Source organism: Micromonospora peucetia (assembly GCF_900091625.1).
Taxonomy (GTDB): domain Bacteria; phylum Actinomycetota; class Actinomycetes; order Mycobacteriales; family Micromonosporaceae; genus Micromonospora; species Micromonospora peucetia.
Genome location: NZ_FMIC01000002.1, coordinates 4,502,122 through 4,524,190 on the forward strand (window position 1 = coordinate 4,502,122; position 22,069 = coordinate 4,524,190).

Genomic DNA, 22,069 nt, shown 5'->3' on the forward strand with positions numbered 1-22,069 from the left:
CGGCCGGCCCGGGGCAGCAGGTCAGGTCAACCGGCGTCCTCCAGGTCGCCCTCGACGTCGAGATACGCCTGCCGCAGCGCGTCCATCAACGCCGGGTCGGGCTTCGCCCACAGCCCCCGGTCAGCGGCCTCGGTGAGCCGCTCGACGATCCCGCGCAGCGCCCACGGGTTCGACCGGCGCAGGAAGCGCTGGTTCTCCGCGTCGAGGACGTAGCTCTCGGCCAGCTGCTCGTACATCCAGTCGGTCACCACTCCGGCGGTGGCGTCGTAGCCGAACAGGTAGTCCACCGTCGCGGCCATCTCGAAGGCGCCCTTGTAGCCGTGCCGGCGCATCGCGGCCAGCCAGCGCGGGTTGACCACCCGGGCCCGGAACACCCGGGCGGTCTCCTCGGTCAGCGAGCGGGTCCGGGTGGCGTCCGGGGTGGTGCTGTCGCCGATGTAGGCGCGCGGGGCCTGCCCGGTCAGGGCCCGTACCGTGGCGATCATCCCGCCGTGGTACTGGAAGTAGTCGTCGGAGTCGGCGATGTCGTGCTCGCGGGTGTCGGTGTTCTTCGCCGCCACGGCGATGCGCCGGTACGCCGACTCCATGTCCTCACGCGCCGGCCGGCCGTCGAGGCCGCGGCCGTAGGCGAAGCCGCCCCAGACCGTGTACACCTCGGCCAGGTCGGCGTCGTCACGCCAGTTGCCGCTGTCGATCAGGGGCAGCAGTCCCGCCCCGTACGCCCCGGGTTTCGACCCGAAGATGCGGGTGGTGGCCCGTCGCTCGTCGCCGTGCCGGGCGGCGTCGATGCGGGCGTGCGCGGCGAGGTAGTTGTCCTCGTCCGGTTCGTCGAGCGCGGCCACCGCGCGGATCGCGTCGTCGAGCAGCAGCACCACGTGCGGGAACGCGTCGCGGAAGAAGCCGCTGATGCGCAACGTGACGTCGATGCGGGGCCGACCGAGATCAGCCAGTGGCACGATCTCGAATCCGGTGACCCGCCGCGACGCCGGGTCCCAGATCGGTTGGACGCCGATCAACGCCAGCACCTCGGCGATGTCGTCGCCGGCGGTACGCATCGCCGAGGTCCCCCACGCGGACAGGCCGACCGACCGCGGCCAGTCGCCGGTGTCGCGGCGGTAGCGCTCCAGCAACGACGTGGCCATCGCCTGCCCGGTCTCCCAGGCCAGCCGACTGGGCACAGCCTTCGGGTCGACGGTGTAGAAGTTCCGGCCGGTGGGCAGCACGTTGACCAGGCCGCGCAGTGGCGAGCCGCTCGGCCCGGGCGGCACGAACCCGCCGTCGAGGGCGTGCAGCACCGCGTCGAGCTCCGCGCAGGTGCCGGCCAGCCGGGGCGCGACCTCCGTCGCGGCGAAGGTGAGCACCCGGCGTACCGTCTCGGCGCGCGGGTCGGCGGCGTCGAGCACCTCCGCGCAGGCCCCGGCCACGGACTCGGGTGCCCAACCCTGCGCCTCCATCGCCTCCACCAGCCGCCGGGCTGTCGCCTCGATCCGGTCCACGTCCGTCGTCCGCTCCGTCGCGGCCTCGTCGAGGCCGAGCGCGGCGCGTAGCCCGGGAACCGCCCCGACCTGCCCGCCGAACACCTGCCGGGCACGGAGGATGGCCATGATCAGGTTGACCCGGGCTTCCCCGGTCGGGGCCTGCCCGAGCACGTGCAGGCCATCGCGGATCTGCGCGTCCTTGACCTCGCAGAGCCAACCGTCGACGTGCAGGATGAAGTCGTCGAACTCCGCGTCGTGGGGCCGCTGCTCCAGGCCCAGGTCGTGGTCGAGCCGGGCGGCCTGGATGAGCGTCCAGATCTGGGCGCGGATGGCCGGCAGCTTGGCCGGATCCATCGTGGCGATCGTGGAGTGCTCGTCGAGCAGTTGCTCCAACCGCGCGATGTCGCCGTAGCTCTCGGCTCGGGCCATCGGCGGAATCAGGTGGTCCACGATGGTCGCGTGCGCGCGTCGCTTGGCCTGCGCGCCCTCACCGGGGTCGTTGACCAGGAACGGATAGATCAGCGGCAGCTCGCCGAGGACGGCGTCCGGGCCGCATCCGGCGGACAGGCCGAGGTTCTTGCCGGGCAGCCACTCCAGCGAGCCGTGCTTGCCCAGATGCACCACCGCGTCGGCGCCGAACTCGTTGTCCAACCACCGGTATGCGGCCAGGTAGTGGTGCGTCGGCGGCAGGTCCGGGTCGTGGTAGATGGCCACCGGGTTCTCACCGAAGCCGCGTGGTGGCTGGATCATCAGCAGCACGTTGCCGGCGCGCAGGCCGGCGAGCACGATGTCACCGTCACCGCCGGCGGAACGGTCCACGAACAACTCGCCCGGGGGCGGCCCCCAGTGCTCCGTCATCGCGTCCCGCAGGTCGGCCGGGAGCGCCTCGAACCACTGGCGGTAGGTGGCCGCCGGCACCCGTACCGGATTGCCGGCCAGCTTCTCCTCGGTGAGCCACTCCGGGTCCTGACCGCCGGCTGCGATCAGGGCGTGGATGAGCCGGTCACCGTCGCCGTCGTCACCGTCCGGGCCGGGCACCAGGCCGGGCAGCACGTCGGAACCGTCGACCGGGCCGACGTCGTAGCCGCGCTCGCGCAGCGCCCGAAGCAGCCGTACGGCGCTGGCCGGGGTGTCCAACCCGACGGCGTTGCCGACCCGGGCGTGCTTGGTGGGGTACGCCGACAGCACCACGGCGATGCGCCGCTGCGCGGGGGGCACGTGTCGCAGCCGGGCATGGCGTACGGCGATGCCGGCCACCCGGCGGGCCCGTTCCGGGTCCGCGACGTAGTGCGGCAGCCCGTCGGCGTCGACCTCCTTGAACGAGAACGGCACGGTGATCAGCCGGCCGTCGAACTCCGGCACGGCCACCTGGCTGGCGGCGTCCAACGGGCTGAGCCCGTCGTCGCTGCCGGCCCAGGTGGCCCGGTCCTGGGTGAGCGCCAGCGCCTGTAGGACCGGCACGTCCAGCGCGGCCAGCGCACCCACGTCCCAGGCGTCGTCGTCACCTCCGGCGGACGCCTCGGCGGGCCGGGTGCCGCCAGCGGCGAGCACCGTGACCAGCAGCGCGTCGGCCTGGCCGAGGGTCGCCAACAGGCCCGGATCGGGGGTGCGCAGGCTGGCGCAGAACACCGGCAACGGCACCCCGCCGGCGTCCTCGACCGCCGCGCACAGCGCCTCCACGAAGGCTGTGTTGCCGCTGAGCTGGTGCGCCCGGTAGTAGAGGATCCCCACCGTCGGGCCGCTGGCCGCCGACGTGGGGCGTGGCGACACGCCCCAGCTGGGCTGCTCGGCCGGCGGTGCGAAGCCCTGCCCGGTGAGCAGCAGCGTGTCGCTGAGGAAGGCGTGCAGCTCGCGCAGGTTGTCCGGCCCGCCCTGGGCCAGGTAGGCGTGCGCCTGCGCGGCGATGCCCTGCGTCACCGTGGAGCGGGCCATCAGGTCGGCGTCCGGCAGCTGCTCGCCGCCCAGGGCGACCACCGGCGGGTCACCCGCGAGAAGTTGGTCCAGCCCCCACTGCCACATCCGGTACCCGCCGAGAATCCGCACCACGACCACGTCCACGCCGTCGAGCAGCGCGGTCAGCGCGTCCGGATCTTCGCCCAGCCGGGCCGGATTGGCCAGCCGGTACGCGACGCCGCTGGCGCGCGCACTGAGCAGATCGGTGTCCGATGTGGACAACAGCAGGATCGAACGGTCGCCTTCGGCCACGTTGACTCCTCCCCGGGTCCGCGCCCGTGGTCGTCGGTCGCGGCCGACCGGAGTGTCTGGCTTCCGGACGACGCTGGGCGTCGACCGGTGACAGTGGCGGGACCGCCCCGGACTCGCACCGGGTTCCTCCACGCCGACCGCGTGATGCTCGTCTCGGCGCGAATCCGCGCCGAGAGACCGACTCTACGATGACCGGGTGCCCGTTGTCTCCTCCCCGTCCGACCGTTCCCTGGGCGACCGCTGCCCGGGAGCGCTGCGGGCCCACCAGGCGGCCGACGGCTTGCTGGTGCGCGTGCGCCTGCCGGGGGGCCGGCTCACCGCCCAGCAGCTGAGCCAGCTGGCCGCCCTCGCCCGGAGCGACGGCGGCGGCACGCTGGAGCTGACCTCCCGGGGCAACGTGCAGCTGCGCGGCATTCCCGGCAGCGCCGCAGTCGACCGGGTCGCCGCCGCCCTGACCGGGGCGGGGCTGCTTCCCAGCACCACTCACGAGCGGGTCCGCAACATCGCCGCCTCCCCGCTCAGCGGCCTGGACCAGGCCGGGCACGCCGACGTACGCCCCCTCGTGGCGGCCCTCGACGCCGCCCTGTGCGGGGCCGGTGACCTCGCCGGGCTCAGCGGGCGGTTCCTGTTCGCGCTCGATGACAGCCGGGGCGACGTCACCGGGCTCGGCGCCGACCTGTGCTGGACGGCCGGTACCGGCGCGCTGCTGGTCGCCGGTCACGACGTCGGCCTGCGGGTGGCGGCGGACGCGGTCGTCGACGCGCTGATCGCCGCAGCCCGCGCCTTTCTGGCTCTCTGCGGCGGTCGCCGCGACGTATGGCGGATCGCCGACCTGCCCGGGGCGTCCCCGGCGGTCATCGCGGCGTTGAACGGCCCGCACGCCACCGCAGCCGATCCGCCGCACGGTGACCCACCCGCTGTCGGCCCGCACCCGGCGGGCTTCGTGGTCGCCGCCGCGCCGCTGGGCCGGCTCACCACCGGACAGGCCGACACGATCGCCGCGTTGGCGTCCGCCGGCGCCGCCGACCAGACCTGCGTGGTGACCCCGTGGCGCACCGTCGTGCTCGCCGGTCCGGCCCCGACGACCGCGTCCCGACTGGCCGAGGTCGGCCTGGTCGTCGACCCGGCCTCCCCGTGGGTGGGGGTGACCGCCTGTGCCGGGCGACCGGGCTGTGCCAGCGCCCTGAGCGACGTCCACGCCGACGCCGCCGCCGCGCTCGCCGCCGCCGGTCCACAACCGGCCGGCGCCCTGCCGCTGCACTTCGCGGGTTGCGAGCGATGCTGCGGGCGCCCGGCCGCGCCGGCTGCCCTCGCGGTCGCGGTCGGCGACGGCTACCGTGTCGTCGGCCCACACGAGCCGCATCGGGGCCCGCTGGCCGAGCGGGTGGCAGAGGCACGGAGACCACGATGAGCTACGAGTACGTCCGCGACGGCGGGGAGATCTACCGCCGTTCGTTCGCCACCATCCGGCGCGAGGCCGACCTGTCCCGGTTCCATCCTGACCTGTCCCGGGTGGTGGTCCGGATGATCCACGCCTGCGGCATGGTCGATCTGGTCGACGACGTGGCGGCCCATCCGGACGTGGTCGCCGCCGGCTACGCGGCGCTGCGTGCCGGTGCGCCGATCCTGTGTGACGCGGCCATGGTCGCCGCCGGCATCACCCGCAGCCGGCTGCCCGCCGACAACGAGGTGCTCTGCACACTGCGCGACCCGGCGGTGCCGGAACTGGCCCGGCAACTGGGCACCACCCGCAGCGCCGCCGCGATGCAGCTGTGGCGGGACCGGCTCGACGGGGCCGTGGTGGCCGTCGGCAATGCTCCCACGGCGCTGTTCCGGCTGCTCGAGATGATCGACGAGGGCGTCGGCCGACCGGCGGCGATCGTGGGGGTGCCCGTCGGGTTCATCGGAGCGGCCGAGTCGAAGCAGGCCCTGGCCACACACCGGGCAGGAATCCCGTATCTGGTGGTGCACGGGCGTCGGGGTGGCAGCGCCGTCACCGCGGCGGCCGTGAACGGCATCGCGAACGAGGTGGAGTGACGATGGTGCAGCCCGGCACGCTCTACGGCGTCGGCGTCGGCCCCGGCGACCCCGAGTTGCTGACCGTCAAGGCCGCCCGGCTCATCGCCGAGGCCGACGTGATCGCCTACTACTCGGCCCGCCACGGTCGCAGCATCGCCCGCTCCATCGTGGTCGGGCTGCTGCGCGAGCACCACGTCCACGAGCCGCTGGTGTATCCGGTCACCACCGAGGGCACCGACGACCCGGCGGGCTACGAGGGCGTCATCCGGCAGTTCTACGACGACAGCGCCGAACGGCTCGCCGTGCACCTCGCCGCCGGCCGCGACGTGGTGGTCCTCTGCGCCGGCGACCCGATGTTCTACGGCTCCTACATGTACCTGCACGAACGCCTCGCCCACCGATTCCCCGCCCAGGTGGTGCCCGGCGTCACGTCGGTAAGCGCCGCGTCGGCAGTGCTGGGCCGGCCGCTGGTCGAACGGGACGAGGTGCTGACCATTCTTCCGGGCACGCTGCCCGCCGAGGAGCTTGCCCGGCGGCTCGCCGACACCGACGCCGCCGCCGTGCTCAAGCTGGGACGCACCTTCGACAACGTCCGCGCCGCCCTCGCCGACGCCGGCCGGCTGCCGGAGACGTGGTACGTCGAACGCGCCACCGCCGAGCGGGGCCGGCACGCACCGCTGGCGGAGGTCACCGCCGACGAGGTGCCGTACTTCTCCCTGGCGCTGCTGCCCAGCCCGACCAGTGCCGCCACGCGGGACGACCGGCCGGCCCCGGCGCCGTCGTCCGGAGACGGGGAGGTCGTGGTGGTGGGCCTCGGACCGGCCGGGCCCCGCTGGCTCACCCCCGAGGTCGCCCGGGCACTGCGCGATGCCGAACACCTGGTCGGCTACGGTCCGTACGTGGACCGGGTACCGGTGCGCCCCGGCCAGTCGCGGCACGTCTCCGGCAACCAGGTGGAGACCGACCGGGCCGCCCACGCCCTGGAACTGGCGCGCGGCGGAGCCCGGGTAGTTGTCGTCTCGTCCGGTGACCCCGGCGTGTTCGCCATGGCCAGCGCCGTCTACGAGGTGGCCACGGCGCACCCGCGGTTCGCCGATGTCTCGGTGCGCGTGCTGCCCGGTCTCACGGCCGCGCAGGCCGCTGCGAGCCGGATCGGCGCCCCGCTGGGCCACGACTTCGCCGTCATGTCCCTGTCCGACCGGCTCAAGCCGTGGCCGGTCATCGAGACCCGGCTCGCGGCGGTGGCCGCCGCCGACCTGGTCCTCGCCCTGTACAACCCGGCCTCGGCCAGCCGACGCTGGCAGGTCGGTGCGGCCCGGGACGTCCTGCTGCGCCACCGCGACCCGAAGACGCCGGTCGTGGTCGCCCGCGACGTCGGCCGGCCCGGCGAGACGATCACCGTGACGACGCTCGCCGACCTCGACCCGGAGTCGGTGGACATGCGTTGCCTGCTCATCGTCGGCTCGTCCACCACGCAGGTCAGCACCAGGGGTGACGGCTCGACGGTGGTGTGGACGCCCCGCACCTACCCGGGCTGAGCAGCCGGTAGGCCAGCCAGCCAGCCAGCGGCCTCGTCGGCGGTGTGGACCACCGCGGGAAGCACTGGCGGCTTCGGCCGGTCGATCATCAGCACCGGCAGATCCAGTCGCCGTGCTGCGACGAGCTTGGCCTCGGTCAGTGGCCCGCCGCTGTCCTTGGTCACCACCACGTCGATGTCGTGGGCGCGCATCAGTTCCAGCTCACCCTCCACCGTGTAGGGCCCTCGGCTGCGCAACAGCCGTACGTGTGGCGGGATCGGCTCCACCGGTGCGTCGACGACCCTGGCGAGGATCCGGACGCCGGTCAGCGGCAGGAACGCGGCGAGGCTCTGCCGGCCGGTGGTGAGCAGCACCCGCCGGCCCAGCGTGGGCAGCGCCCGGACGGCCGCGTCCACGTCCGCCACCCGGTACCAGCGGTCACCCGGCTGCGCCGTCCAGCCTGGCCGTTCGAGCCGGACATGCGGCACACCGGCGGCGCGGGCGGCCTCGATCGCGGCGACACGCATCCGTGCCGCGTACGGATGGGTGGCATCGACGACCGCGTCGATCCGCTGCGCGCTCAGCCAGCGGGCCAGGCCCGCCGCGCCACCGAATCCGCCGATCCGCACCTCGCCCACGGGCAGGCGGGGATCGGCCACCCGTCCGGCCAGCGAGGACACCACCACGGTGCCCGGCACTTCGACGAGCAGGGCGGCGAGGGCGCGCGCTTCCGCCGTGCCGCCGAGGACGAGCACCCGCCGTGTGGCCCCGCTCATCCGGCCCCTCCCACCGCGTCGAGCAGGGCGGCCAGCTCGGTGGCAGAGCGTGGCCGGGCACCGTCCAGGCCCGGCAACCGATCCAGCAACCGGTGCACCAGGGGTGCCCAGGCGGGGGCCAGTTGGGCTCCGGCGAGTAGCGCGGCGTCGGCGAGGGCCTCGGCGACGGGCATCGTCCGTGCGCCGCCACCGGACACGACCACGACCGTGTCCGCCCAGCGGAAGGCCAGGTTCACGTCGTGGGTGGACATCATCACCGTGGTGCCGGTCGTCTGCATATCGTCCAGGGTGTGCAGCAGTGCCTCCACTCCCGCCGGGTCCAGGCCTGCGGTCGGTTCGTCCAGGATCAGCAGCTGCGGCCGCAGCGCGACCGCTCCGGCGATCGCGACCCGCTTGCGCTGCCCGTACGAGAGCAGGTGGGGCGGCCGCTCGGCGAGCGCGTTGATGCCCAGGGCGGTGAGCGCCTCGTCGCACCGCTGCCGCACCTGCGTGTCGGACAGTCCGAGGTTCAGCGGCCCGAACGACACGTCCTGCCGGACGCTGGCGGAGAACAACTGGTCGTCCGGGTCCTGCAGAACCAGCTGGACCCGCTGGCGTAGCGCGAGCAGCCCCGCCCGGGTACGCCGCACCGGCTTGCCGGCCACCTCGACGTGCCCGACCTGTGGGGCTAGCGCTCCGACCGCCAGCCGGAACAGGGTCGTCTTTCCCCCGCCGTTTGGCCCGAGCACGGCGAGTCGCCGTCCGGTCTCGACATCGACCGTGACGTCGGTCAGTACCGGCCGTGCCGGTTCGTACGCGAATTCCACCCCGGACAGCCGCAGCAGGACGTCGGTCACGAAGGTCCCCGCAGTCTGAGCGAGGCGACGACGACAGCGGCCAGCAGCGCCAGGGTCGCTGCCACGAAGCCGGGGGAGACGCGCCGCGGTTCGACCTGCACGGCAAGCGAACCGACGTAGCCCCGCAGGGCCAGCCCCTCCTCCAGCCGGCGGGCGCGGGCGAAGGCCCGGACGAACACGGCGGCTGCCTGCCCCGCCAGTGACCGGTACGCCGTGCGCCAGGACCGGTAGCCAAGCCGCGCGGCCTGCGCCTCCCGCACCGTACGCAGACTGTCGACGAGCAGGAAGATCATCCGGTACGTCACGCCGGCGACCTCCGTGACCGCCGCCGGCACCCCGAGCCGACGCAGCCGTGGGATCACGTCGGACAGCGGGGTCGTGGCGCTGAACAACAGCAGGCACAGCAGCGCGGCCAGCGCCCGGCCGGTAGCGGTCAGCGCCTCCCCGGCACCGTTCGGATTCCAGCTCACCCCGCCCGACGGCTGCACCGCGACCAGCAGCGGCACCGCGGAGGTGGTGACGAACAGCACCGGCACCCGGGCCGCTCGGAGCAGCACCACCGCCGACACCCGGGCGGGACCCAGCAGCAGCGCCGCGGCCGTACCGCCCGACAGCACGGCACCCGGCCAGGTCGGCAGCGCCACCGCGCAGGCGAGCAGCCCGAAAGCGAGGAACGCCTTCTCGCCGGGATGCCGTAGCCGCCACCGCCCGTTGTGCGCGGTCACGTCAAGGGCGAACACTAGCCGACGGACGTGTCGGTATCGGCCGGCCGCTGCCGGGCGCGGGTGCGAGCCACCCCGAAGTAGTAGCCCAGGAAGCCCGCGCCCAACGCCGCCTGCAACGCGAACAGGCCGGACTCGATCTCGCCGGACGGCGGCTCGTAGATCGAGGAGAACCAGGGCTCGTGGTCCGGGTGGTCCTCGATGATGGTCTGCTCGGCGAGCGCGTCGGCGCCGATGAAGGGCTCCTCGGCGGAGTCGCCGAGCCCCAGCACCAGTGGCGCGATCGCCAGCGCGACGACCGCCAGCAGCAGGAGCAGGTTGATCCGGGTGAAACGCTTCATGCCGGCACCTCCACCGTCTTCGGTCGCAGGACTCCGAGGCGCCGCAGCTCGTCACCGCTGATCCGGGCCAGCAGACGGATCACCAGCACCGACAGCAGCCCTTCGCTGATCGCCAGCGGAATTTGGGTGACGGCGAAGATGCCGCCGAATTTCGCGACCGCACCGAGCAGGCCTGTGGCCGGGTCGGGGAAGGCCAGGGCCAGCTGTACGGAGGTGACGCAGTAGGTCGCGAGGTTACCGAGCCCGGCGGCGAGGAAGATGCCCACCTCGAGGCTGCCGCCCAGCCGCCGAGCCAGGACGAAGACGGCGTAGGCGACCCATGGCCCCACGATCGCCATGGAGAAGATGTTGGCTCCCAGCGTGGTCAGACCGCCATGGGCGAGCAGCACCGCCTGGAAGAGCAGGACGATCCCGCCCAGCACGCTCATTACCGGTGGGCGGAACAACGCCGCCCCCAGACCGGTCCCGGTGGGGTGGGAACAGGAGCCGGTCACCGACGGAATCTTCAACGCCGACAGCGCGAAGGTGAAGGCTCCGGCAGCGCCCAGCAGCAGCTTCGACTCTGGATCGCGTCGGACCTGGCGGACCAGCGCCCGGCTGCCATGGACGACGAACGGCGCGGACACCGCGAACCACGCGGCGGCCTGCACCGGGGGGAGATACCCCTCGGCAATGTGCATCGAAGACCTTCCTCTCCAACACCTCGTGGACGAGATCACTGTCAAGGTCGGTCTCCTGGCTCCCGGATCGACGCTCCCTCCGGCCTTCCCAGGCGTGAGCCCAGTGGCATAGTCGGAGGTCGCTCCCCGGTCACAGTGGCGAGGGCCGCACCGGTATCACACCGGATTCCCGTACACCTTGACGGCGAGAGGCTATCCAGCCCCGACACCGGGGGGCAAGCCTGGATCTGGCCGGGCGTTCGTGATCGCGCCGGGAAGGGCAGCTCAGCGGGCGGATCTCCGCTCCGGCGAGACCAAGAAACGTGAACCGTCAGACATGGCGCACCTGCTCAGGCCTCAGCCTCACGTTCCGTGTCCGGACACGAACGCTTTCGCCGACACGAGATCTGTCGGCGGCGACGATGAGTGTGCAGGGCTCCAGACACACTAACGCGAGCCATCTCCACATATCCAAGGATCTCGATTACGCTCTGATCCGTCCCGGAGTGATCCACAATGGAGGTGTCTCATGAGGAAGATGACCGTCCGTCGCAAGAGTTCGCTGCGCCTGCTGTCCGGGGCCCGTCGGCTCTGGATCGAGTGGTGCTGGTAGCAGCCGACACGGCGGGCGCTCCCGGGCGCCCGCCCCTGCGGCGATCGGCCCGGCCATGACCGACGAGCCGGGCGGCTACGACTGCCACCGCGATCACGGGCCGTACGCCGGAGTCGCGGCCTTCCTTGGCCGAATCGCCGCCGACCGCCCCCGCCTGGCGTCCCGCCACAGGATCGAGCTGCACGCCATCGCTCCCCGCCTGGACAGCACGGCACGACCGGCCGCCGAGGAGGAGCCGATCCGGTTCCATCCGGCCCGACGCACCGCCTACCTGGCCTACGGTGCGGCCGAGTTCGTGGCGGTCTGGGCAGACCGGCTCCGTCGCCCGGTCACGGTGCGGTTCACGCACGTCGGAAGCGCCGACGAAACCACCCGCGAGCTACTGGACGCGCTGACGCGCCGACTCGGCCCGTCTCCCGTGAGCCTCGACCTGCACGACAGCGGCCCCCGCCGGGCGGCAACGGCCGCCCCGACACTGGAGACGATGCGCACGGCCCTGGGCGACAGTCTGGCCCGCGGCTTCTATCATCACGCGGCCCGAACCGCCCGACGCGGGCGCGCCGCGGTGACTCCGGACGGCGACCTGCGGCACTGGTGGGCGTTTACCACCGGCCTGGCCACCGCCCTGGCGGCGCTGGACCGCCCCACCGAAGCCCTCGACCTCTACCACGAAGCCCGCGCCGTCACCGACAACCCCAAGATCGCCATGTCGGCCGCGTACGCCACCGCCATGCTGTACGCCCGGCACCTGCCGGCCGCCGACCAGGACCCGGCGCAGGCGCGGCACTGGCTGGAGAAGGCGCTTCACCTCGCCGCCGGGCTGGACGACCCGCGGCAGCGGGTGCTGTCCACCGTCTTCTACGAGCAGGGCCTGGCCCTGCTGGACAGCAGGGAGGGCGATCCCGCCTCCGCGCTCCGGCTGATCGACGACGGGCTGGCCCGGCTGGCCGCGGTGCTCGCCCCCGGCGAGCGCCCGCAGGACCTGGCCCGGCTATGCCACAACCGGGCGCAGGTGCATCTCGCCCTGGGCGATCCGGCGCAGGCCCTGACGGACCTCGACACCGTGATCGCCCAGGACCCCGACAACTGCGAGTACTACGTGGACCGGGCCGCCCTGCATCGGGCGGCGGGGCGGCCACGGGCCGCGATCAGGGACTACGACACCGCGATCCGCCTGGGACCACACCTGCCGGAGGCGTACTACAACCGGGCCATGCTCCAACAGGAGAGGGGCCGTGCCGAGCGGACGCGTGACGATCTGGAACGTGTGCTGACAATCGACCCCCGGCACCTCGACGCCCGGATCGCCCTGGTCAACCTGCACGTTCGACGCAACGCGTTCGATCAGGCCGAGACGGACGCGCGGGCCGGGCTGGTGCTGGCCCCGCAGGAGCCCGCGCTGCTGTGCACCCTCGGGCTGATCCGCTCGGAGCGCGGCAGCCTCGCCGAAGCCGACCGCCTGTTCAGCCAGGCGCTGGCCGGGGATCCGGAGCTGGTCGAAGCTTGGACGAACCGTGCCGCGATCCGGTTCGAACGCGGTGACGTGCCCGCCGCCCTGGCCGACCTGGACCAGGCGGTCGCGCTGTCGGCAGCACCTGTGCCCCGCTACAACCGCGGCACGGCGCTGACGCGGCTCGGACGGTGGGAAGAAGCCGCCCGCGACTTCACCCACGCGCTCACCCAACCCGATGTGGACCGGTCGCTGCGCCGCGACCTACGTGTGGAACTGGCCCGCTGCCGTCGCGCCATGTCCCGGTGATCGCCGGCCAGGGTGGTGTCGGCGCCGTTGTTGGCAGCCATCCAGTCCATCTGGCAAGACTTGCCCCTTTCGGTCTGTGGAATCGAACGACCGTCCAAGAGCGGTAGCTCCACCGGGCCTACCGTTCAGGTGGGCTGGGAAACTGCCGACCCGACCCGTATCGACTCGCCGGCCGCCAGTAGGAGCACGAGGGCGATCACGTAGGCCGCGACGTGGTTGGGGAGAATCCGAGCTGTAGCCGCCGAGTTCTTCCAGATTGCCCAGTTCGTCGTCCACAAAGTGCCAACGCGGACCCCGTTACGTTATATGGACCGACTTGCGCGGTCGCCGCGGCGGGAGCACCAGGTAGACCGACCGGGAGCAAGCATTCTCGAAGAGGACGCTGTGTGCTCGATTATGCAAACATCGCAATATGGTTGCCCGGAGAAAGGGCAAGCCGGACGGTCCGCGCATACGGCGGTTCGGTGAGATTTCTCGTCGGTGGATTAACTAAGGAGTGAGGGTATGGCTGGTTCCGACACCAATCCAGTCGCCACACTGGTCGACTCATTCGTCGCCGCGCCTTCAGGCGAATTAGAGGAGGCATACCAGCGGCTCGTCGCTGCGCTGTGGCGGCCCGGCGATTCGACCGAGCTCGCACTGCCCGCGGTACCACATCTTGTGGCGTGCCTGGACCAGGTGGACGAACTGCGGCAGGGGCATCTTTCGATCCTCCTCGGGCTGCTCGCCGAGGCAGAGAATCCGGCCGCAGGCGGCAAGTTGAAGTCGGCGGTCCGCGCCGGGCTCGACCGCTATCTCGAACTGTGGCGGCGTGCCCCGAAAGGGCTGGGTCTCTCACATGGCCTGCAGTATCTCGTCGCGCATTTTCCCGACGACAGGCACCGCGTCCTCGCGGTGGCCGACGAACTCGGCCTCGAATTCGACGACCGGGCGCGGCTGGATCGTGCCCTGCTCCCGTTCGACCCCAACGACCCGGAGCCGGACATCGGCCGCGTGTTCCCCTATCCGGCGGCCTGGGAGATGGAGGAGTCCGAGCGTGCGCACGACCGAGCGCACATCAAGACGCTGAATGCCGAGCAGATCGAGGCGCAATGGCATAAGGACACCTCCTCCGTGCTGGCATTCACCGGCGCGAAGGCGTACTGGGCGGTGCTGAATGGCGCGCCGACGCCGATCGAGCCCGACTCGCTCGCGCCACGCTACCCGGATCCGCCGGAAGCGGATATCGAGATCTTTCGCAGGCACGAGGCGGTATTCCGCTGTCCGCAATGCGGCGGCGGTCTGGCGTTCGAGTCCGGGTTCGCCCGCTGCGCCGGCTGCGCCGAGAAATATCCGATCATGCAGGGGATGCTCTACTTCACCGCACCGGACGGCGACGCGGGTCTCCAGTCCCAGCTTCTGAAGATCCCCACCATGTCCCATTTCATCGAGGCGAAGGCCCGGCCCAATTTCAAGCGGCTGTGCGGCTTCACCTGGGACGGGCCGGTGTCGGCCGACTTCGAGGCGAAGCGCATCGCCGAGCTCGTACGGCCGGCGGAGGGGCCGGTGCTCGACCTCTGCGCCGGACCGGGCGGGTTCACGATGGCCCTCGCTCAGGCCGTCGGGCATCAGAGAGTGATCGCGCTGGACATGCTGCCGACGATGCTTGCGTCGATGCGGGACCGGTTGCCGGAGGTGCCCGCGGTCGTGACGAATGCGCGGAACCTTCCGTTCGGCGACGACACACTGGGTGCGGTGATGTGCTGGAACGGGCCGCACGCGATGCTCTACGAGGACACCGCCCCGGTGTTCGCCGAGATCGCCCGGTGCCTGAAACCCGGAGGCACGTTCACGACCTACAGCTTTCGCAACTCCGAGGACCCGATCTATCGGCACTTCGTCGCTTCGATTCACCTCCCGCAGGCCGAGCACGGTCTTGAAATGTACGACCTCGACGAATTCAAGGGATGGCTGGAGCAGGCCGGGCTCGTTGTGCGCGAAGAGTCGTCCATCGGCCTGGCATTTTTCATCAACGCGGAAAAGCGTGCGCCAGGAGAGCGGGCATGAAGAGCGAGACGACCGCCGGGTTGAAGATCAGATTGGTGCAGCAGGGCGCTTGGGACATGCCGGTCGACTCGATGCCGCTCGCCGTCGGCTATCTGAAGGCGGTGATCGACGCCGACGTCGACCTCACCGGAGAGGTCGAGGCGGAGATCTCCAACTTCCGCGGCGGCGCGCAGTTGCAGGACATGGCCAAGGAACTGCTGAGCGGTGAAATCCCCGACGTGCTGGCGTTCTCCGTGCTCGGTTGGAACTACCGTAGCTTCGGAGCCCTGGCCGAGACGTTCAAGCAGGTCAATAAGCGCGGACTGGTGGTTTTCGGCGGAAACCATGTTGCCTACCAGTCCGAACGGGTTTTCCGTGAATTCCCGTGGGTCGACGTCGTGGTCAACGGCGAGGGCGAACACACCTTCCACGAGCTGGTGACCCACATACTCGAGAATCGGGAATTCGACCCGGTGCACGTACTGGGAATCTCCTACCGGCGCCCAGACGGCACGCACCACACCACGCCCGATCGCGACCGGATCGAAAACCTGGACGTGGTGCCGTCCCCCTTCCTGACCGGCGCCATCCCGATGGCCGACGCCACCGGGAACTTCCGCTACGACGTAGCGCTGATGGAGACCAACCGCGGTTGTCCGTACAAGTGCTCGTTCTGCTACTGGGGCGGCGCGATCGGCCAGAAGATGCGGTCCTTCTCCACCGAGCGGCTCGCCGCCGAGCTGGATATGTTCGGCTTTTACAAGGCTCCGTCGCTCGTGCTCTGCGACTCCAACTTCGGGTTGCTCGAGGCGGACGAGGAGTTTGTCGAGCTAGTGATCAAGACCAAGGAGAAGTACGGCTATCCCCAGGCGTTGATCACCAGCTGGGCGAAGAACAAGTCGCCGCGGTTCTACAAGATCGTGCGGGAACTCAAACAGCACGGCCTGCACGGCCTGTTCACGCTGGCGCTGCAGACTCTGGACGACGCGGCGCTGACCGACATGCTCCGCAAGAACATGAAGGTCAACCAGTGGGAGAGCATGGCCGACTGGCTCCATGAAGAGGGCCTGGAATGCTACGGCGAGCTGATCTGGGGAGCGCCGGGGGAGACCGTGGAGTCGTTCCTTCGCGGCTACGACAGGCTCGCCAAGAAGGTCTCCCGGATCGCGGTTTACCCGATGCTGGTGCTCCCCAACACCGCGTACGCGGAGAACCGGGAGATGCACGGGTTCGTCACGATCCGCGGCGAGGACGATGACTTCGAGTACGTGCTGGCCAACCGGACCTCCACCCTGTCGGAGAACATGGATATGCAGCGGTTCGTGTTCTGGGCCCGGGTGCTCGGGGAGCAGCAGTTCCTGCGGCACGTCTGGCGGCCGCTGTTCGACGTGCTCGAGATGACCCAGTCTCAGGTCATCCAGGGTCTCAAGGCGTACATCGAGCGGTCCGACGACCCGGCCGCCGTCGCGTTTCGTGCGAAGCTGCCGCTGCTCGCGGAGTCGCCGGCCATCGCCGAGGCGCTCCGGGACCTGCACAGCCAGCCGGAGCTGCGCGAGCTGGTCCGGCGGTGGTGGCTCGAGGAGATCGTGCCCACGTTCCCCGAGCGGTGGCAGGAGTTCGCAAAGGCGCTGTACGAGTTCGAGGGCTGGTCGCGGCAGGTCTATGTGGAGCCGGGCGGGGAACTGCCTCCGGGCTGGCACGACGCCGACAAGGACGGCGTTCACTGGTACGAGAGTGATTTGGTGTCATTCCGCTACGACGTGCAGGCGGCGCTGGAGAACTGGCCAGGGACGCTGGAATCTGGGCCCTCGGAGGAGCCCACCACCTTCGTGTTCTCGGCCCGCCCGGGCTACTACGAGAACCTGGACAACTACGAGACCGCCTCATTCCATCTGGCGACTCCCAGCCGGGTTCCTCGCTGAGCCCTGGCCGTGATCCGCGGCCGCCGTTCGGGTCGGTGGTGAGCCGACCCGAACGTGGGCCACCCGGGCAGGAAGTCGAACGGGACGGCCACGGGGCTCGCGCCCCGGACGGCGGGTCACCGAGCGATCGGGGCGCCGTCGGCGGCGTTCCGCACGCTGATCGCTCCCGACGGGCAGGATTCGGCGGCTTCGAGCACGGCGTCGTCGGGGTCGATCTCCTCGGCGACCGGCTGCGATACGCCGGTGTCGAGACAGAAGCGGTCTCCGCGATCGATTCGCACCCCACCGCGACCGTCCTCCCACCGCCGGTGCTGGCCGGGCCCGAGTCGCAGGTGTTCTTCACGGCGGCGATCGAGACAGAGACCATCGCCAGAGAGGGCGCGGACGGTTCTTAAGCCCGTTACGCAAAATGGGATGGCACGGGAATCACGTCCATGCCGGACGGTACTGGATGTGGGTGTGGAGCCATCGCTAGTGCCTTGACCACAAACGTTCGCGGTCTTGCTTGGCCCACGACACCGAGCATTGCCGGTACGCTGAACCATCATGATCGACCCGCGGCCGACTCCACAGCCCCTCCCTGCCGAGCGTGTGCTGGAACTTGCCGCGCCGATGCTTGCCGAGGTGGGTGGCGAGTGGCGGCTGACCGACGGGCCGATGCTGCGGTCGGGATCGTTGGGCGTTCGGGTTCTTCCGGCGGACAGCGACGATTACCGTCACCTGGACCTGGAAATCCTGCTGAATGTGGACCGGCCTGACGTGCCAACGGTCGCCGACTGCACGCTTGGCCTCGCGGCCGATCCGGTCGAGGCGGCCCGTCAGGCGATCCAGGCGTGGATTGAGACCTGCCTGGTGACGGTCCTGGAAATGATCGAGCAGCGAGGGCGACTGGCGAACCACTTCAGGTCCGGCGACCAGGGCGGGTTCGCCGGCTGGCATGCGATCGTTGGCAGTGCGACCGGATGGTCCGCCGACGGATCGCAGGGCAAGCAGGAGTGGCTCGCCGAGGCGATGCCGTGGTCGACCCTGGCGCCGGTGATCGCGGCCGGGCTCGACCGCCCATACCTCAATGGCGTTCGTATGCTGGTCGGCCAGGGTGGTGCCTTCACCGACTGTGAGGTCCGGATCAACGGCCGGCGGCACGAACCGTCCGCTGCGGCGCTCGCAGCCCTGGACTGGCCACGCACCGACCGTTTCGGCCTGGCACGCACCTTCGTCCTCCTGGTCGGCCCTGACTAGTGCCCCGATAACCTGGTATTCCGGCAAGCACCGTGACTTCGGCGCGAACGTACGAGCAATCATGCGACCGGACGGGCTGCCGGTCTGGACCTCGTCGGCGCTGCCCGGGCACCTACACGACACCTGCTGCGCCCGCGAGCTCGGGGCGACCGCCGCGCTGAACTGGTCCGCCGCCGAGCTGGACCTACCGGCACTGGCCGACTTCGGCCACGAAAACACCGGTCACGGCATCAAGGTTCCGGTCAAGCAGCCTGCTGACGGCAGCCGACTCGCGCCTGACAACCGTGCCTACAACCGGCTGTTGCGCGGCCTGCGCGGGCAGGGCGACGCGGCTTCGCCATCCTGATCGGACGCTGTAGAACGCTACGGCACACCACCGCCGGCCCGCGGTGGATCGGCGACATCGTCGCCGCCGCGCTGCACCTGAGCCGTTTCGGATACAAGTATCTACCGCAAGGTCGCTGAGATCAGCTCACTGGCCGAATGTGGAGCGTAGGTTCGCGTTGATCAGTTCGTTGAGCCGCTTGCGTAGGTGCCCCAGCAGCGACGGGTCGGGCAAGGGCTCGGCGGCCAACAGCGTCCAGCGCAACCGCGTGCCTTGTGCACCGCCGGGCACCAGGTCGAAACGCACCTGAGCGTCGGGTCGCCTGGGCCATAGTGACGACCACACGACCAGGCGCGGGTGCTCCGCGTGCAGGATCTGCGGAGTTCGCTCGTCGTCGAGCAGCCGCAGCCAGGGACGCGCCGGGTCGCGGTCAGGCTCGGTGAGCGCCTCGAAGACGATGCCCGGTGGGGGTGGCTGGCTACGTGTGCGGCTGCCGACTTCGAGCATGCCTCAGAGTATGGGCGAACAGCTCATCGTGATGAAGGGCGCCTGATCAGGAAGCGTGGCAGCGTGTCGCCGCTCCAGCTGGAACGAAGCTCCCGGTAGGACAGCAGTCGACCAAGAACGACCGCCCAGTACGGGAGCTTCGTTGCTGACCTATCCTGCCAGCGTTCCGCTGTCCACGCGCAGCCTGACCCGCCTGACCGAGCTGATCCGTGACCGGCGCCGCACGCTGGGCGGGCGCTGGCGCAGGCTGCCCGCGCAGCGGCAGGTGCTGATGGCCCTGGCAGATCTGCGTAACGGCGACACCCTCACCCGCCTCGCGGCCGGCTTCGAAGTGTCGGTCGCCACCGGGTGGCGGTACCTGCGCGAAGCCGTCGACCTGCTCGCCGCCTGCGCAGACGACTCCACCGCCGCGATGCGTCGAGCCGCTCGCCTGGCGTAGGCCATCCTCGATGTCCTCCTCCCCAGACGGTGACCGTCCCGGCGGGTCAGTTCAGGGGCTTGCGGACGGTGATGATCGCGTAGCCGACCTGGCCCGCCGCCTGTATGAAGTAGGACTCCATCGCCTGTCGGTGTTCGTCGACCCTGGCCTCGCCGAACCGGCCGACCAGCTCGTCGCGCCGCGTATCCAGGGCCTGCAGGTACCTGGACCCCATCCCGACCACCCGCGGCCCACACTGGAGGTACTCCACCAGCTCGAACCCGGCCTCTCGCAACGGGTCCAGCCACTCGGGCACCGACAGCAGCCAGTTCGCCCCGGAACTGGCGGCGAACTGGCCGGCGGCCACGACGCTGAGCCCTTCCCGGGTGGGCTCGGTCAAGGCCAGCCGGCCGCCAGGGCGCAGCACCCGGTGCAGGCCGCTGAGCGCATGCCCGAGATCGCTGACATAGACGAGGGACTCCATCGCCACCATTGCGTCGAAGCTGCCGTCCGGGAAGTCCAGCGAACTGAAGTTGACAGACCGGAACGTGACCTGGTCGGTCAGGCCGGCCGCCTGGGCACGGGCATGCGCCTCGGCCACCTGATGGACGCTGAAATTGACGCCGGTGACCTGCACCCCGTATTCGGTGGCGAGCTGGATCGCCGGGGCGCCGAGGCCGCAACCGACGTCGAGGACCCGCTCGCCCTTGCGTAGCCGCAGCGAATCCGCCACTTTGCGGGTCAGTCGCTGCGACGCCTCGATCATCGGAATCTGGTCCTCGTCGTCGTACCAGTAGGCCTGATGGCACTGGCCGTCGTTGAACGCATCCTGCATGGCGAAGAACTCGTCGAACATCGCGGCTGGTGACCTCTGCGTGCCTGGCGGCGTTGACCAGGGCTTCGCTGCTTCGGTCTCGTTCATCTCCGGCGTCTCGCCAGTGGTTGTCGCGCTCTCCATGGCTCCTCTTCCTCACGCGGTGGGACCGGGCCCACCGAGGCCCTCGCTCCATGGTTCGCGGTGGTGGTGGTGGCACGCACCTTCGTTGTTGCGCCGGTCGGACCAGCGCCCGGCACTTCTTCAGACCATCCCAGACGAGCGACAGGTGACGATGAGGTTGCTCCACAGCTGGGTGGCGGCGGCACCGGCTTCGTTCTGTCAGTTCACGGCGAACCGGCGCGGTCCAGCCCGGCCGGGCCGCTCACCGAGGCAGTCGGCGTTGTAATCGTCAAGCTGTCGCTGCGCCTGCGATGAGGCTTCGGCGAATCGCCGGTCCGGGTCAGCGCCGCAGGCCAGCACGTCGTCCATCGCCTGGGTGACCACGTCATGCAGCCCGGCGAGGTCACCCAGCAGGGCTCCCCTGGCCGCGTACGAGCCGTCGGAGGCGTCGAGCTGATCGAGCGCCGCCCGGTGCTGGGGGCTGGCTTCGAACCAGCCCTCGCTGTCGAGGAGATCGACGCTCGACCGGGTGACCGGCATGAACCGGGTAGTCTTGTGCCGCCTGGCGGCGTGTTCGGCCGAGAGCAGGTACTGCATGAACGCCAGCGCCCCGTCCCGGGTCGCCTCATCGAGGCCATCGCTGAGCCACAGCGCGTCGCCGCCGACGACGTTCCCGGCGTAGGGGACCTCACCATTGTGGGGCATCCGGCTGGCCGTGACTTCGAACCCGCTCTGCCGGCCGGCGTCGACCATCCGGTCGGCCTCCACCGACGTACTCAGGACGAAGGCCACCCGCTGCTCGGCGAAGGCCCGATAGTTCCGTTCCCAGGCGTCGCCGGTGCGGTCACCGATCGCGCGCACCCCGGAATAGTGGTAGTACCCGCTGCGATGGAGCTGCTGCCACCAGTGGACGAACGCGAGCATCTCCTCAGAGTCCAGCTGGACCTGCTGGGCGCGAACGGTCCGGCCGTTGTCCGGGTCGGCCAGCACGGCCCCCTGCTGCGCCACCGCCTGTTGGAAGATCCAACCGGCGTTCGGCCAGGTCACCCCGGGGCCGGCGACGCCAGTCCGACCGGCCAGCTTCCGGCACGCCGCGGTCAGCTCCGACCATGTCCGCGGGACCTCCCGTACACCGGACTTCGAGAGCAGGGAATTGTTGGTGTAAAGGAGGGTGGTCGAGGTCAAGTGTGGGAGGGCGAACAGCTCGTCACCGGAGGTGTAGTACGCGCGGGCGGCGGGCACCAGGTCGTCGATCACGACCGGGTGGCCGAGGATCTCGGTGCGCCCACCGATCGCCCGCTGCACCGGCATGAACAGCGGTTCGCCAGCATGGGTGCGCATGTCGCGAGCGAGCTGGGTGGAGGTGAAGAGGTACGACACAATGGCGGGCCGGTGACCGCGCTGGGCCGCCCGGTGCACCTCCTCGGGCAGCGACTCGTAGGAAGAACACTCGACTATCTCGATCCGGTAGCCGGGGTGCTCCCGTTCGAAGGCCCTGGCGAGCTCACGTACCTCGGTTAAGAACAGCGGCACCGCCGGATAGCTCGGTATCCATACCTCCACCACCCGGTCCGACTGATCTGCCGCTGTCCCCATCCGACACTCTCCTCTCCTCTGCGCTGTCGCCGGTCCTAGGATCGCCCGGGCCGCCGCGATCCGGCATCTTCCCGGATGCGCTTCGGTCCCGGATGCGCATCGGCGTGGCGGTGGGCACAGCCGAAGAAGCACCGTCCGGCCAAAAGGGCCCACCATGTAACCCATCACCGGCACC

18 protein-coding genes, 1 pseudogene and 2 riboswitches are annotated in these 22,069 nt (G+C 70.7%); of the genes and pseudogenes, 9 read left to right on the forward strand and 10 right to left on the reverse strand.

The window, feature by feature from the left end:
• Positions 1-26: 26 nt before the first annotated feature.
• The gene (gene cobN, locus GA0070608_RS20860; RefSeq protein WP_245715858.1) at positions 27-3,683 is read right to left on the reverse strand and encodes a cobaltochelatase subunit CobN; all 3,657 of its coding nucleotides are present in this window, start codon (positions 3,681-3,683) and stop codon (positions 27-29) included.
• Between the two features lie 50 nt (positions 3,684-3,733).
• Positions 3,734-3,812, reverse strand: a riboswitch (cobalamin riboswitch).
• 67 nt (positions 3,813-3,879) lie between these two features.
• Between cobN and GA0070608_RS20865 the strand changes: the two genes are divergently transcribed.
• From GA0070608_RS20865 to GA0070608_RS20875, 3 genes are read left to right on the forward strand one after another with little or no spacing between them, the layout of a single operon-like run.
• Positions 3,880-5,094: a hypothetical protein gene (locus GA0070608_RS20865; RefSeq protein ID WP_091630233.1), complete on the forward strand. Its 1,215-nt coding sequence runs from the start codon at positions 3,880-3,882 to the stop codon at positions 5,092-5,094.
• A complete protein-coding gene (locus GA0070608_RS20870; protein ID WP_091630234.1) occupies positions 5,091-5,720 on the forward strand; it encodes a precorrin-8X methylmutase in 630 nt (209 codons plus the stop codon). The genes GA0070608_RS20865 and GA0070608_RS20870 overlap by 4 nt, the downstream gene beginning before the upstream one ends.
• Positions 5,721-5,722: 2 nt before the next feature.
• Positions 5,723-7,240 (forward strand): precorrin-2 C(20)-methyltransferase, encoded by a 1,518-nt coding sequence (locus GA0070608_RS20875; RefSeq protein ID WP_091630235.1) that lies wholly within the window; start codon positions 5,723-5,725, stop codon positions 7,238-7,240.
• Here GA0070608_RS20875 and GA0070608_RS20880 read toward each other — a convergent pair.
• The 5 genes from GA0070608_RS20880 to GA0070608_RS20900 are packed head-to-tail and all read right to left on the reverse strand — an operon-like array spanning position 7,228 to position 10,574.
• Positions 7,228-7,995: a cobalt-precorrin-6A reductase gene (locus GA0070608_RS20880; protein ID WP_091630236.1), complete on the reverse strand. Its 768-nt coding sequence runs from the start codon at positions 7,993-7,995 to the stop codon at positions 7,228-7,230. The two genes, GA0070608_RS20875 and GA0070608_RS20880, sit on opposite strands and share 13 nt — an antisense overlap.
• Positions 7,992-8,831 (reverse strand): energy-coupling factor ABC transporter ATP-binding protein, encoded by an 840-nt coding sequence (locus tag GA0070608_RS20885; RefSeq protein WP_091630237.1) that lies wholly within the window; start codon positions 8,829-8,831, stop codon positions 7,992-7,994. The genes GA0070608_RS20880 and GA0070608_RS20885 overlap by 4 nt, the downstream gene beginning before the upstream one ends.
• Positions 8,828-9,571, reverse strand: coding sequence for a cobalt ECF transporter T component CbiQ (cbiQ, locus tag GA0070608_RS20890; RefSeq protein ID WP_091630238.1), 744 nt, complete (start codon positions 9,569-9,571; stop codon positions 8,828-8,830). The genes GA0070608_RS20885 and cbiQ overlap by 4 nt, the downstream gene beginning before the upstream one ends.
• A complete protein-coding gene (locus GA0070608_RS20895; RefSeq protein WP_091630239.1) occupies positions 9,571-9,894 on the reverse strand; it encodes an energy-coupling factor ABC transporter substrate-binding protein in 324 nt (107 codons plus the stop codon). The genes cbiQ and GA0070608_RS20895 overlap by 1 nt, the downstream gene beginning before the upstream one ends.
• On the reverse strand, positions 9,891-10,574 hold the full coding sequence (locus tag GA0070608_RS20900) for an energy-coupling factor ABC transporter permease (protein WP_091630240.1): 684 nt from the start codon (positions 10,572-10,574) through the stop codon (positions 9,891-9,893). Before GA0070608_RS20900 ends, GA0070608_RS20895 begins: the two co-directional genes overlap by 4 nt.
• A 28-nt stretch (positions 10,575-10,602) precedes the next feature.
• Positions 10,603-10,770, reverse strand: a riboswitch (cobalamin riboswitch).
• Between the two features lie 451 nt (positions 10,771-11,221).
• Between GA0070608_RS20900 and GA0070608_RS20905 the strand changes: the two genes are divergently transcribed.
• From GA0070608_RS20905 to GA0070608_RS20915, 3 genes are all read left to right on the forward strand, one after another.
• On the forward strand, positions 11,222-12,925 hold the full coding sequence (locus GA0070608_RS20905; protein ID WP_091630241.1) for a tetratricopeptide repeat protein: 1,704 nt from the start codon (positions 11,222-11,224) through the stop codon (positions 12,923-12,925).
• A 504-nt stretch (positions 12,926-13,429) separates the two neighbouring features.
• Positions 13,430-14,971: a class I SAM-dependent methyltransferase gene (locus GA0070608_RS20910; RefSeq protein ID WP_091630242.1), complete on the forward strand. Its 1,542-nt coding sequence runs from the start codon at positions 13,430-13,432 to the stop codon at positions 14,969-14,971.
• Complete coding sequence (locus GA0070608_RS20915; protein WP_141719515.1) at positions 14,968-16,872, forward strand: KedN5 family methylcobalamin-dependent radical SAM C-methyltransferase; 1,905 nt, start codon at positions 14,968-14,970, stop codon at positions 16,870-16,872. The genes GA0070608_RS20910 and GA0070608_RS20915 overlap by 4 nt, the downstream gene beginning before the upstream one ends.
• Before the next feature lie 116 nt (positions 16,873-16,988).
• Here the strand turns inward: GA0070608_RS20915 and GA0070608_RS32745 are convergent, their stop codons facing one another.
• Positions 16,989-17,153 carry a hypothetical protein gene (locus GA0070608_RS32745; RefSeq protein WP_176733783.1) on the reverse strand — a complete coding sequence of 55 codons (165 nt, stop codon included), beginning with the start codon at positions 17,151-17,153 and terminating at the stop codon, positions 16,989-16,991.
• Between the two features lie 265 nt (positions 17,154-17,418).
• Between GA0070608_RS32745 and GA0070608_RS20925 the strand changes: the two genes are divergently transcribed.
• Together GA0070608_RS20925 and GA0070608_RS33550 are read left to right on the forward strand one after the other, a co-directional pair.
• Complete coding sequence (locus GA0070608_RS20925) at positions 17,419-18,111, forward strand: DUF6348 family protein (RefSeq protein WP_141719516.1); 693 nt, start codon at positions 17,419-17,421, stop codon at positions 18,109-18,111.
• A 61-nt stretch (positions 18,112-18,172) separates the two neighbouring features.
• Positions 18,173-18,457 carry a transposase family protein gene (locus GA0070608_RS33550; protein WP_245715860.1) on the forward strand — a complete coding sequence of 95 codons (285 nt, stop codon included), beginning with the start codon at positions 18,173-18,175 and terminating at the stop codon, positions 18,455-18,457.
• Between the two features lie 126 nt (positions 18,458-18,583).
• Here the strand turns inward: GA0070608_RS33550 and GA0070608_RS20935 are convergent, their stop codons facing one another.
• Positions 18,584-18,943 carry a hypothetical protein gene (locus GA0070608_RS20935; protein WP_091630245.1) on the reverse strand — a complete coding sequence of 120 codons (360 nt, stop codon included), beginning with the start codon at positions 18,941-18,943 and terminating at the stop codon, positions 18,584-18,586.
• 142 nt (positions 18,944-19,085) lie between these two features.
• On the opposite strand from GA0070608_RS20935, the pseudogene GA0070608_RS20940 reads away from it, so the two are divergent.
• Positions 19,086-19,379: pseudogene (locus GA0070608_RS20940) on the forward strand (helix-turn-helix domain-containing protein); the annotation flags it as partial.
• Between the two features lie 49 nt (positions 19,380-19,428).
• Here GA0070608_RS20940 and GA0070608_RS20945 read toward each other — a convergent pair.
• Entirely contained in the window at positions 19,429-20,319 is an 891-nt protein-coding gene (locus tag GA0070608_RS20945) for an SAM-dependent methyltransferase (RefSeq protein ID WP_091630247.1), read from the reverse strand.
• 198 nt (positions 20,320-20,517) lie between these two features.
• On the reverse strand, positions 20,518-21,894 hold the full coding sequence (locus tag GA0070608_RS20950; RefSeq protein ID WP_091630248.1) for an extracellular solute-binding protein: 1,377 nt from the start codon (positions 21,892-21,894) through the stop codon (positions 20,518-20,520).
• Positions 21,895-22,069 lie beyond the last annotated feature (175 nt).